This window comes from Pseudomonas sp. RT6P73 (assembly GCF_054897715.1).
In genome coordinates this window covers 3,153,666-3,165,800 of sequence record NZ_JBUBUV010000002.1, presented here as the reverse complement: position 1 = coordinate 3,165,800, position 12,135 = coordinate 3,153,666, and the positions used below count along the sequence as shown (strand labels likewise).

7 protein-coding genes are annotated in these 12,135 nt (G+C 62.5%); 2 read left to right on the top strand and 5 right to left on the bottom strand.

Annotated features, from left to right (window positions below):
* Window positions 1-326: 326 nt before the first annotated feature.
* The 5 genes from ACYZT6_RS15005 to ACYZT6_RS14985 all read right to left on the bottom strand — a co-directional run bounded on the left by ACYZT6_RS15005 (window position 327) and on the right by ACYZT6_RS14985 (window position 9,432).
* Entirely contained in the window at window positions 327-3,422 is a 3,096-nt protein-coding gene (locus ACYZT6_RS15005) for an efflux RND transporter permease subunit (protein WP_462027580.1), read from the bottom strand.
* Window positions 3,419-4,531: an efflux RND transporter periplasmic adaptor subunit gene (locus tag ACYZT6_RS15000; protein WP_462027579.1), complete on the bottom strand. Its 1,113-nt coding sequence runs from the start codon at window positions 4,529-4,531 to the stop codon at window positions 3,419-3,421. Before ACYZT6_RS15000 ends, ACYZT6_RS15005 begins: the two co-directional genes overlap by 4 nt.
* A 30-nt stretch (window positions 4,532-4,561) precedes the next feature.
* On the bottom strand, window positions 4,562-6,076 hold the full coding sequence (locus tag ACYZT6_RS14995) for a TolC family protein (RefSeq protein WP_462027578.1): 1,515 nt from the start codon (window positions 6,074-6,076) through the stop codon (window positions 4,562-4,564).
* Between the two features lie 119 nt (window positions 6,077-6,195).
* Window positions 6,196-6,411, bottom strand: coding sequence for a hypothetical protein (locus tag ACYZT6_RS14990; RefSeq protein WP_461982501.1), 216 nt, complete (start codon window positions 6,409-6,411; stop codon window positions 6,196-6,198).
* A 120-nt stretch (window positions 6,412-6,531) separates the two neighbouring features.
* The gene (locus ACYZT6_RS14985) at window positions 6,532-9,432 is read right to left on the bottom strand and encodes an AAA family ATPase (protein ID WP_462027577.1); all 2,901 of its coding nucleotides are present in this window, start codon (window positions 9,430-9,432) and stop codon (window positions 6,532-6,534) included.
* A 391-nt stretch (window positions 9,433-9,823) separates the two neighbouring features.
* On the opposite strand from ACYZT6_RS14985, the gene mhpA reads away from it, so the two are divergent.
* Both mhpA and ACYZT6_RS14975 read left to right on the top strand, forming a co-directional pair.
* Window positions 9,824-11,482 (top strand): bifunctional 3-(3-hydroxy-phenyl)propionate/3-hydroxycinnamic acid hydroxylase MhpA, encoded by a 1,659-nt coding sequence (gene mhpA / locus ACYZT6_RS14980; RefSeq protein ID WP_462027576.1) that lies wholly within the window; start codon window positions 9,824-9,826, stop codon window positions 11,480-11,482.
* A 2-nt stretch (window positions 11,483-11,484) separates the two neighbouring features.
* Entirely contained in the window at window positions 11,485-12,132 is a 648-nt protein-coding gene (locus ACYZT6_RS14975) for a TetR/AcrR family transcriptional regulator (protein WP_462027575.1), read from the top strand.
* The last annotated feature ends 3 nt before the right edge of the window (window positions 12,133-12,135 follow it).

The window sequence follows — 12,135 nt, the reverse complement described above, 5'->3', positions numbered from 1 at the left end:
CGCATCGATGCTGAAGACAGATACGACAGGCTATTGAGGTCTGCTGACGACATGGAGCGCGAGGGCCTGATTACCAGTATCGAGTGGCGCAAACTCGTTCAACAAGCCGGGACATTGTTTGCAAGTAACGCAGAGTGCATGCGCGAGGCACGTGCGAGACAAAATCGGCACGTTGCCATTCAGTGGTGGGCTCCAGCGAAAGTCGCGCGCTTCTAGCCAGAAGCTGACTTTCGCCGGGCCCTCACGGCCGACCTTGGTTGTTTTCAGAACGACGCTGAACAACCTTCTCTAATACAGTGGTGTCGAGGGCCCAGCGTGATGACTGCTTACTCGGAAGTAAGCGCGACGTTCCCCTTCACGTGTTGGGTATCAGCTGCCGTCTGGCGACCCACCTTGAACCATGCGGCGTACAACGCCGGGACGAAGAAAATCGTCAGCAGCGTCGCCACGGTAAGGCCGCCCATGATCGCAATTGCCATCGGTCCCCAGAACACACTGCGCGTTAGCGGGATCATTGCAAGCACGGTGGCCAGCGCCGTCAGCATCACCGGACGTGCTCGGTGAATGGCGGCATCCAGCACAGCATTCCACGGGTCGCGCCCCTCGGCGATCTCGATCTGCACTTGATCAATCAGGATCACTGCGTTGCGCATGATCATGCCACCCAGAGCAATGATGCCCAGAATCGCAACGAAGCCCAGCGGCGACTGGAACACCAGCAGCGCCGGCACCACACCGATCAGCCCCAGCGGGGCGGTCAGCACGACCATCCACATGCGGGAGAAATTCTGCAGTTGCAGCATGAGCAACAACAGGATGGTGATCAGCATCAGCGGGGCCACCGCAAGCAGCGCTTTGTTGGCCTTGTCACTTTCCTCAACGGCGCCGCCCACGTCGATGCGGTAACCCGACGGCAGCTTCGCTTCGACGTCCTTAAGCAACGGCTCGATCTCCTGCGTCACCGATACACCTTGTTCGCCATCTATCACGTCAGCACGCACCGTGATTGCCATATCGCGGTTGCGGCGCCAAAGCACTGGTTCCTCCAGCTCAGAGCGCACTTGTGCGACTTGCGACAGTGGCACAACCGTGCCCTGGCGCGTGTAGAGGTTGATGTCTTTCAGTGTGTCGAGGTTCAAGCGTTCCTCTGGTACGGCGCGGGCGACGATGTCGATCAGGTCTTCGTGCTCACGTAGCTGCGACAGGGTTGCGCCGTTCATCACGGTCTGGGTCGCCAGCGACACGTCGGCTGGCGTGAGGCCCAGCGCGCTCGCCTTGTCCTGATCAAGCTCGACCTTCAGCGTGCGAACCGGGTCGTTCCAGTCGAGTTGGAGGTCGCGGACCTTTTGGTTGGACGCCACCACCTTCTCCACTTCACGGGCGATCTTGCGCACCACTTGGGTATCGGGACCTACGACACGGAACTGCACCGGGTAGCCGACAGGTGGCCCCAACTCGAGCCGGGTCACGCGTACCCACGCCTGTGGGAATTGTTGGTCTGCCGAGGCCACCAGCCGCGCACGTACCCGCTCGCGTGCATCCAGGTCCTTGGTCATCACAACGAACTGGGCAAAACCCGGATTGGGCAGCTCGGGGTTGAGCGAAAGATAGAAACGCGGTGCGCCGGCGCCGGTGTAGGCGGTATAGAAACGCACGTCCTCGTCCTTCGCCAGGATCTCCTCCATGTGCTTGACCTGCTCGGTCGTCGCGGCGAACGAGGAACCTTCCTTGACGCGCAGGTCAATGACCAGTTCAGGACGCGAACTGTTGGGGAAGAATTGCTGCGGCACCAGCTTGATACAGGCCAGAGCAAGCACCAGAGCGGCAACCGTCGCACCGATGACCACCCAGCGACGCTCGATGGCGGCGTCGATCAGGCGGCGCAGGCTGCGGTAAAACTTCGTGTCATGCGGATCAGCGTGCTGGTGCTTGCCCAAGTCGTTGGGCAGCATCTTGACCGCCAGGTACGGCGTGAAGATGCCGGAACAGATCCACGAAAACAGCACCGCGGCGCCGACGATCCAGAAAATGCCACCCGCATACTCGCCTGTGGTGGATTTCGAGAGGCCGATCGGCAGGAAGCCCACGACGGTGATGAGTGCGCCGGTCAGGCGCGGCATGGCGGTGGACTGATAGGAAAAGGCGGCCGCCTTCACGCGGTCCATGCCGGTTTCCATTTTCGCCACCATCATCTCGATGGCGATGATGGCGTCATCCACCAGCAGTCCCAACGCGATAATCAGCGAGCCGAGCGAGATACGCTCGAGGTTCCAGCCCATCGCCAGCATCACCAGCGCCACGCCGCCCAGCACCAGCGGCACCGTAGCCGCGACCACGAGGCCGGCGCGCCAGCCCAGGCTGGCAAGGCTCACCGCGATCACGATGATCAGCGCCTCGGCCAGCGCGCGCCCGAAGTCCAGGATTGCATCCTTCACCGTGGTCGGCTGGTCGGCCACCAGCTCCAGCTCCACGCCGTGTGGAAGTTCCGACTGGATCTTGATGACGGCTGTGTCCATCGCTTTGCCAAGGTCCACGATGTTGCCATCGCTGGTCATTGTGATGCCGAGCATCAGCACGGGCTGGCCGTTGTGGCGTACCGTGTAAGTCGGCGGGTCCTCGAAGCCACGTGTAACGGTCGCAATGTCGCCGAGCTTGATCAGTCGGCCGCCCGCGGTGATGGGCACGTTGCGGATCGCCTCTTCGCTGGCGAACTGGCCGCTCACGCGCACCATGACGCGGTCGCCGCGAGTATCGATCTGGCCCGCCGGCACCATGGCGTTCTGGCTCTTGAGGCTGTCGGCAATGGCCAGCGGTGTGATGCCCAGCGCGGCCAGGCGCTCGTGCGAGAACTCGACGTAGACACGCTCGGCCTGCTTGCCGATGAGATCGATCTTCTTGACCATCGGCACCTTCAGCATCTGGCGCTTGATGTCTTCGGCCGCGTGCGACAGGTCGGCGTGGCCGACGCCGTCGCCCTTGATGGCGAACATCAGGCCGTACACGTCGCCGTACTCGTCGTTCAGGATCGGGCCGATAACGCCGTCAGGCATCTCGAGGCTCAGGTCGTTGAGTTTCTTGCGCGCCTGGTACCAGGCCTCTCGCTGGTCAGCCTTGGAAGTGCCACCGCGCACGGTGAGCGTCATGCCCGCGTAGCCTTGTCGCGCGTAGGTGACCACCTTCTCGAAGTTGTCGATCTGCTCGAATTTCTTCTCCATGCGGTTGAGGACCTGGTCCTGCAACTGCTGGGCAGTGGCGCCCGGCCAGATGACCATGGCGGTCATGGAGGGTACGGAAAAGTTCGGGTCTTCGAGCTGGCCGAGCCGGGTGAAGCTGAAGGCGCCGGCCACCGCCACAATGAGGAGCATGAACAGAACGATGGCGCGATGGCGCAGCGCCCAGTCGGTGAGGTTGAAATTGTTCATCGGGCGGCCTGCTGTGTGGTGTTCGCGTCAACAATCGCTGCGCCGGGAAGCGCGACCTTCAGGCCGGACGTCATCTTCTGGACGCCGGCAGTGATGACCAATACGCCAGCCTGCGGCCCGGAGACGAGCACCTGGTCATTGCGGTAGCCCCAAACTGCCACACGCTCCAGCTCGACGGTGCCTACCGGATCCTTGCCCGTGGGCGTCACGACCCAAAGCGCCGGCTGACCGCCGTTTTGCGTCAGCGCCGTGGCTGGCACTGCCGCCACAGAGACACTTGTCATTACACGCTCGGCCATCACGGTGGCGGTGGAGCCCAGCGGCAGCGCCTGCACTGGCTTGAGCCGCGCGCGATAGGTGCGCGTCTGGGCTGCCGCCTGGGGCGACAGCTCGCGCAGCGTGACATCGAAGACCTCGCTTGGCGCACTGGCCAGCGCGGCCTTGAAACGCGCGTCCTTAAAAACGGCTAGCTGATCTTCGGGCACGTCGATGACGATCTCGGATTCATCCGGGTTCGCGATCGAGACAACCGGTTGACCCTCCGGCACGACCTGCCCGGCCTCAAAGCGCACAGCCGTGACGACGCCGCTACGCGAGGCCCGCAGTACGGTGTACTTGAGCCGGTTGCGCGCGAGTTCGAGCTTTCGCGCCTCGGCCTCGGCGGTCGCATGCGTGGTTTGGGCATTGGTCTGCGCGCGCTCGGCGTCGGCCGCACTGACCGAGCCGTCAGCCTTCAACGCAGTCAGGCGCTGGCGGTCCGAGTCGGCCTGACGCGTCTGCTCGACGGCAACCGTCCACTGTTGTCGCGACGCTTCCTCGGCGAGGCGGTAGTCGCTGTCATCCAGCACAGCCAGGATGTCGCCTTCACGCACAAACTGGCCTACCTCGACCTTGCGCTGGGCTACCTTGCCACCCACGCGGAAGGCCTGGTCGACTTCATGTCGCGACTGTACGGTGCCTACGTAGCGACTGATGTCGCGGGCACTGTCGTAGCTGATTGCAACGGTGCGCACCGGTCGTGGTGCCTGCACGGTGGGCTGGTCGGGGCTACACGCGGACAGCATGACGGCTACGGCCAAGGCGCCGGCCGCAGTAAGGGAATTCTTCAAGACGGTTCCTCTTTGGAAAACGACAGATTCTTAGGAAAGTGGTGGCCGGTCGGCTTTGGCGGATGCGGTTGGATTGGAGGGTTGTTCGAACACCTGCCAGCCCCCGCCCAGTGCCTTGTAGAGCTGCACGCTATCGATCAGCAGGCGAGTGTTGCTTTCGTTGGAGTTCAAGCGGGCCGCCAAGCGCGCCCGCTGCGAATCCAGCAGTGGCAACAGGTCGATTTGCCCGCGGTTATAGAGCGATTGGGCGCGGTTCTGCGCAGCCTCGGCGGACGCGGCGGCCAATTGCAGCGACCCGGCACGGCGCCGCTCTTGCGCTAGCGTGACGAGGGCGTTCTCCACATCCTCGAGTGCCCGTACGATGCCGTCTTCGGCGCGCAGCAGCGCCTCTTTTTGAGCGCTTTCGGCAGCATCATTGATTGCTTGCGTGCGCCCGGCGTTAAAGAGCGGCATCGCCAGCAAGCCCGCCACGTTGGTGAAGCGTGCAACGCCGAGATCGGCTCCGTTCAGGCTCAAGCCCTGGCGGCCGAAGGAGGCATCGAGGAACAGCCGTGGAAACCACTCGGCCGCAGCCTGCTTGCGGCGCGCATTGGCTGCATCGAGTTGCGCCATCAGCGCCAGCACGTCGGGTCTGCGTTGCAGTAGCTCGGCGGGCTGGCCCGGCTTGGCCTCGGGTACCACTGTCACATCGCTGATCGAAGTCTGGATGTTCGCGGTATTGAAAGACTGGTCGGCAATCAGCACCGCGATACGATGGCGCGACACAGCCACCTGCGTTTCCAGCGGCGGAATCTGCGCCCGCGCCGACAAGGCGTCGGTCTGCGCGCGTTCGACGTCGAAGGCGGATGCCAGTCCCGACTGCTGGCGCGCAACCACTAGACGCAGCGTCTCGTCCTGCATCGCCGAGATGGCACGCAGTGTCGCGACCTGGCGTTGCGCGCCGACCAGTGTGAAGTAGTTGCTGACGACATCGCTCATCACCATCAGGCGTACGCCGCGCATGCTGTGCTCCGTGGCCAGCGCATCGGCGTCGGCCGCCGCTGCACCGGCGCGCAGGCGGCCGCTCAGGTCGAGCTCCCACGAGACGTCCAGGCCCGCACTGGTGGTCTTGGTATCCGGATAACCCTGTTTCGTGGCCGAGTTGTAGCCGCTACTGCGATCGCTGCCGGAGGCGGATGCGCCGACACTCGGGAACAGCCATGAATGGCTGACCGTTTCGCCAGCACGCGCGGCGCGCAGGCGCTCGGCGGCAATCTTGACGTCGCGATTCTCGCGCGCAGCCCGGCGCACCAGATCCGTCAGCACCGGGTCGTGGTAAACCTCCCACCATGCCGCCTCGGGTTCCATTTCGGAGGCCGTGCTCGCGGAGAAGTTGCTCGGCAGGTCTACCGACGGCGTGAGCACTTCGGTGGAGCAACCGGTCAAGACCAGGGCAACAGACGCGGCGAGCGCTGCCCCCATGACGATGCTGGCCACGCGTTCGGCATATTGCAGGGGCGTCTGCCCGTTGCGGGTCAACAGATGGAAAGTTGGAAGTCGCGGCATCGGATTGGGACTCGTGAAGATTCGAGGTGGCATCAGCGTAGGGCCCGGTGTGCGCGAAGTCGTCAGCGAAGGGTCGCCGTTCGGTCGCCATATCGAGCGCTGATTTTGTGGTGGAGGCGTCACTCGCCGCCGGCATCGGCCGTGTGCTCGCCGGTTGCCAACGCGAGGTCCGATGCAATCGACTCCAACAGCTCTTCGGCGGACGAAAACTCGCGCTGTCGTCCGGTGACCAGGTTTTCGAGGCGGCCCACCAGGGCCCCCGGCGCGGCGTCGCTACGCAGCTTCACTACATACGAGCGGCGGCTCGGGTATTTGGATTCAGGGTTCAGGATCATCGCAGACCAGGGGGCAAGAAAGTTCGACGACAGCGTAAGCCGCCCCCTGGGTCGAGTCGTAAGCGAAAGGTCAGGCTTCGGTCGGGACAGTAACCCGGGGCGCAGAAAAATCGCGTCGCTTCAAGCCGGCCTGGCAGCGTGAATCAGCGAGCGCGCACGTTTCGCCAGCGTGGTTCCGTCAGTTTCGGGTGACTGATCAACCAGCATGGCCAATGCCTTTAGGTCCTCGGCCGTGGCGTCGTGGTGCTGGCACAGTTCGACCAGCGCTTGCAGCTCCAGCCACGGTGCTTTCTGGGCGCGAGCTTCTTCAACCGCGCGCCGCACCGCAGCGATGCCGGCGTCGGGCTGGCCCTGTGTTCGCGAGATCGCTGCCTCCAGCAGCAATAGCTGCGGCAGATAGACGCGCTCGCCCAGTTCCTCGCCCACCCGAAATGCTTCCTGCAGCTCGACTTGCGCTGCGTTGCAATCACCTGCGAGCAGCAGCGCCTCGGTGGCGTAGCCGAGGACCTCGCTGGCACCGGAGCGCATTCCAAGCCCAGTGTGTTCTTCATAGGCCTCACGGATGCGACGGTAGCCGTCGTGCGGTGCACCGTTGCGCGCGTCGGCCCAGCCGCGCCACCAGCGGCAAGCCGTACGCCCGAGGGCGAGTGAATATTCATCGACCAGCGCCTGCATGTCGTCTGCCAGCGCAGCCACACGCACGTGGTTTCCCATCCGCACCTCGATCAACACCTCCTGCCACGCGGCGACCAGCCAGGTCATGGGCTGGCGCAACTTCTGCGCGCGTGCCCGTGCCTGCTCCATGTGAACTCGGGCTTGTTCAAGCAGGCCAGAACGCACCAGCTCTATGGCCAGCATGCCGTGCAACATGACTTGAGGATCAGCCGCAAAGACCTCGTTTGCCCCAATATCCAGCGGTTTGGCGATCGCAAGGGCACGCTCTAACCAATGGCGAGTCGCTTGCGTGTGTCCCTGCATATGATGTACCTCGCCCTGGACGATGCACGCCGCCAGCATGAGCTCTTGATCATTTGCATCTGAGGAAAGGGTTTCAGCACGATCCGCCACCTCAAGTGCCAGCGCATAGTCGCCGCGCAGACCAAGCAGATAGCCGAATCCGTGCAGCAGGCGACCGCGCATGGGGTGTTCAGGTACATCCGCCAGTAGCGTGTATGCACGTTCGAAAGCGTTCCTGGCTTCGCTGCCGACACCGAACATGTGGAAGGCCGAAACCCCCTGCAGCGTAGCCAGGGTAATTTCGAGGGAGTTGCGCTCCGTTCCTTCGGGCGCCTGCATCAGCAGGACCAAGGCGCGCTCAGTGAGGCCAATGCACAACTCCGGGCTGAAGTGCAGTAGCGCGGCTTCTGCGGCCTCGGCGTAGTAATGCAACGCAATCATCGGCTGCCGAGCCCGGTCGAAGTGCATCGCCAGCTCCGAGGCAGCAACCGGTACGCCGGTCGCGCGCTCACGTTCGAGGGCAGCGCCGACCTGGCGATGGAGTTGGGTGCGCAATGAGCGCGGCGTGCGGTCGTACAGCACTTGGCGGAAGAGAGCATGTCGGAAAGAGTGGGGTGGCTCTACCGTCTCTTCAACTTCTGTGGCCCGCGATCGTTTGAGCCATACCTGTTCGAGTATCAGCTCCTCACAGGCGTGGGCCACCGAAGCGAGGTCGCGCTCGAGGGCCAGCGAAACCGTCTCGATTCGGAATTCACCCCCGCACACCGCTGCGGCCGAAAGGAGGGTACGTTGCTCCGGACCCAGCCTGGCGATGTAGTGATCAATGATTGCTGCAAGGTTTTCGGGAACCGCCAGATCCGCAAGCCGAGCCTCGATGGTGGTTTTGTCGTCTTTTGGGTCCATCACTTCACTGGTGATTGACGAAACGAACAACGGCACACCGTCGGTCCGTTCGTGCAGAGCGCGCACGAAGGCTTCATCGCGTGCCAGCGAGGTCGAGGAGCGCAGCGCAACATAGTCAGCGACCTCGGTTTCCGAGAACGGGTCGAGCACCACTTCCTCGCACAGACGTTGAAGGCGCAGTTCGTGGCGCAACGAGCTGAGTGGATGATCGAGCGCAACCACCTCGGTGAGTCGGAAGCTCGACAGCCACATTAACCGCGTGCGGCCACGTCGCCGAGCCACATAATTGATGAGCTGGACCGTCGCCCGATCGCTCCAGTGCAGGTCTTCGGTCACCAGCATCAGCGGGCGCTGCTCTGTATAGCGGTCCAGCAATTCGCCCATTTCCCTCAGCATGCGATCCGGGCCGACACCGGCAAGCTCGCGCCTCAATGCGTCTCTCTCCTGCGTGGTACTCAACCAGGGGAGTTGCAGCAGCCAGGTCGGTGCCGTGGCGCGCATGAGCGCCGGCAGGGTGGGGTCGCTGCGGCACAGATCGGCTAACGCCTCCAGCACCGGCAGATACGGCTCGCCGGCGCCGTAGTGCTCCACGCAATGGCCGCGTGCGCAGGCGATGTCGCCAAGGCCAGTGAGGAAATGTTCGATCAACGTGGTCTTGCCGATCCCCGGCTCTCCGGCGAGCCAGACCACTGCGCGCTGGCCGCCATTCGCCCGCTCCCAGGCCCTTTGCAGCCTCGCAACCTCGTCAGTGCGACCGATGAATGACGGTGACGAAGGTGTGCCGGTCGCTGTAACCGTCGCGGATGCAGGCGGCATCGAAAGTGCGGAGGAGGGTGGGGCGATGAAGCGATAGCCGCGCCGCGACACCGTCTCGATGAAGCGAGGCTGCCTGGAATCGTCGCCCAGCACCTTGCGCAGATCGCTGATGGCCGTTTTCAGGACCGAATCGCTGACGAACCGATGCCCCCACACGGCATCAAGCAAGGCGTCCTTGGTCACCAGCGATCCTGGCTGGCGTGCAAGCGCGCATAACAATGTGAAAGGCGTTGGTGCCACTGCAACGGTTTCCCCATTACGCAACAGGCAGGCGTTGGACTCGTCGAGCTCAAATTCGAAGAAGCAGAGCAAGACTGGATCTGGGTGGGGCTGCGGACGTGCCACGGTTGATTCCTAAAGACTAAAACAGGGTTGTGCGCCGCGAAGCTTCACATGGGGTTCGATACTGGAAACCGGTGTGCCCGACTTCCTGGTCCTTTCGACCAGCCTTTTGAATTAACGGCTCTCCAGCCTCGGCAGTCTTGAGCCATTGCTCCAATGACAACGCTGATCGGCTCTGAAGCCAAGCGTCGCCGGTCGGAAACTGGCACACGCGCAAACTCGGTTCACGCCGCGTACTTCGGCCCGCCCCTTGGCCCCAACGCGACTTGAGCATGATCTCAAAAAATAATGACAAAAACATCAATATTGAAATATCTTTCAATATTGAATACCTTCACCTTGCCTGACGATGAGACCACGATTCTCACGACTTCAATCACAACAAGGGCTCGAGATGAACAACAACAAGAAAGTTTGCGAATTGCCTCCCGCCGCCGTCGACGTGCTGGTTATCGGTTATGGTCCGGTCGGTGCGACAATTGCGGCGCTGCTCGGCCGCTATGGGGTCACGACCCTGGTACTGGACAAGGTCCATGACGTCCTACTGATGCCACGTGCCATTGCTCTAGACAACGAGGCGCTGCGCATCCTGCAACAGGCCGGTTTGTCGGAAGACGCTTTCGAGAAGATCGTTATCCCTGAAGTGAGGATGCACTCCCCGGTACTCGGTCAGTTCGGTCGAGCCAATACCGAGGGGTGCGTCGACGGCCATCCGAAACTCGTGACGTTCTATCAACCTGATCTCGAACACGCGATGCGCGGCCAGGTTTCCCGGCTCAAGACCGTGACCCGCCGGGGTGGCTTCGAGCTAGAGAGCCTGGTCGAGGAGTCGGATGGCGTCGTCGCCTCCGTACGGGATCAGAATGGGCAATCGCATTCCATTCGCGCCCAGTACCTGGTCGGTGCGGATGGCGCAAGCTCCAGAGTCAGAGCGCTGATTGGCCAGGAATTCGAAGGGCAGACCTATGCGGAGGATTGGCTGATTGTCGATGTCAAGAACCGGCATAAGTCTGCGATTGATCACATCGAGTTTCTCTGTGATCCGCGACGGCCAACGCCGCACATGCCGGCACCCGGTGGCAGGGAGCGTTGGGAGTTCATGCTGCAATCCGGCGAGTCCCGGGAAGAGCTGGAAAGCCCTGAAAGCATCGCCCGGCTGATCGCGCCATGGATCAACCCGCAGGAGCTGGAAATCGAGCGCAAGGCGGTGTATCGATTCCATGCGCGCTGCTGCAACAGATTCAGCAAGGGGCGCGTCTTTCTCGCCGGCGACGCAGCGCACATCACGCCTCCGTTTGTGGGGCAGGGCCTCGTAGCGGGACTTCGAGATGGCGCCAACCTTGCCTGGAAACTGGCTTGGGTCCTTCGCGGTCATGCCGCGCCAGCAATACTCGATACCTATGACATAGAGCGCCGCCCCCATGCCCGGGCAATGATTAATCTCGCGAAACTGATGGGCCGTCTGGTGATGCCCAAGAACAAGATCGCCGCGTTCTTTGTGCACGGCCTGATGCGCACGCTGGCGTTGACTCCCACTACCCGGAGGTACTTCGAACAGTTGGACATCAAGCCGAAGAACACCTTCAAGCACGGCCTGTTCGTGCAGCATCGCCGGGGCGACAAGCTGGTACGTGGCAGCCTGTTTCCCCAAGCCTGGACTCGCAACATGCAAAAGCAGATCAAACTGAGCGACGATGCGCTTGGAGATCACCTGACCCTGGTTGGATTCGGTGTTGACCCGTTGTCACTGCTGACCCCTGATCAGATCGTTTCCTGGGAAAAAATAGGAGGCCACTTTTTAGAGGTCAGAGCACGGGGCCAACGCTCCGGCGGCAGCTGTGACTTCATCGAAGACATGAACCATGAGATCCTGCCGCTGGCTGCCAAGGGAACGCTCGTCGCGGTTCGCCCCGACCGAATCATCATGCACCACGCCCCCGGCGCCGAGGCAGGCAACCTCCTTCGAGACTGCAGGAACCTGTTGGCCAGCGGAGACGCCACTCCGGACAACGTTTCCATTACCATCAACGAGCCCATTAGATTGCGAGCTTGATCATGCATCCCCCCACACTTCCTTTAGAAGCTGCTGCGCCAGAACCTCTTACGAGAGGTCACAAGAAGCGTGAGCGCACCCGTCGCGGCCTGGTGGACGCGGCATTGCGTCTTATCGCACGGAAGGAAGTGGGGGAGATCGCACTGCTCGAGGTCGCCGCGGAAGCCGCGGTGTCCAACGGCACCATCTACAACTATTTTCGCACTCGCGACGAAGTACTGGAGGCGGTGGGCATCGCCATGGCCGCCGAGTTCTCCGATGCCATTTCCGCTATGAGCAGGGACGTGCACTGCGGTGCGCAGCGGCTTTCGATTGGTGTGCGAATGTTCGTATGCCGGGCGGCGGCAGACCACCAATGGGCGAATGCGCTGCTGCGCATCTTGCATTTCGACCAGGCCATGCGCTCGCGTCTGGCTGATCATGTACTGGGCGACCTGCGTGAGGGACTGCGTGCGGGCACATTTGCTTACGAGGACGAAGGGGTCGCCCTGGATATTGTCTTGTCGTGCACAACCGGAGCCATGCGCTCGGTTGTCGAGGGACGGGCAGTGACGGAGCACGATCTGCGGGTTGCCGAAATGGTTCTTCAGGCTCTGGGCGTCACACCTGCCAGAGCCAGGAAAATTGCCGGAAAACCGCTACCGGCCTGACCC

Excerpts from the sequence above, each read along its gene's own strand:
- ACYZT6_RS14995 (WP_462027578.1), bottom strand. The coding sequence starts at position 6,076 with ATGCCGCGACTTCCAACTTTCCATCTGTTGACCCGCAACGGGCAGACG.
- ACYZT6_RS14975 (WP_462027575.1), top strand. The coding sequence starts at position 11,485 with ATGCATCCCCCCACACTTCCTTTAGAAGCTGCTGCGCCAGAACCTCTT.
- ACYZT6_RS15005 (WP_462027580.1), bottom strand. The coding sequence starts at position 3,422 with ATGAACAATTTCAACCTCACCGACTGGGCGCTGCGCCATCGCGCCATC.
- mhpA (WP_462027576.1), top strand. The coding sequence starts at position 9,824 with ATGAACAACAACAAGAAAGTTTGCGAATTGCCTCCCGCCGCCGTCGAC.
- ACYZT6_RS14990 (WP_461982501.1), bottom strand. The coding sequence starts at position 6,411 with ATGATCCTGAACCCTGAATCCAAATACCCGAGCCGCCGCTCGTATGTA.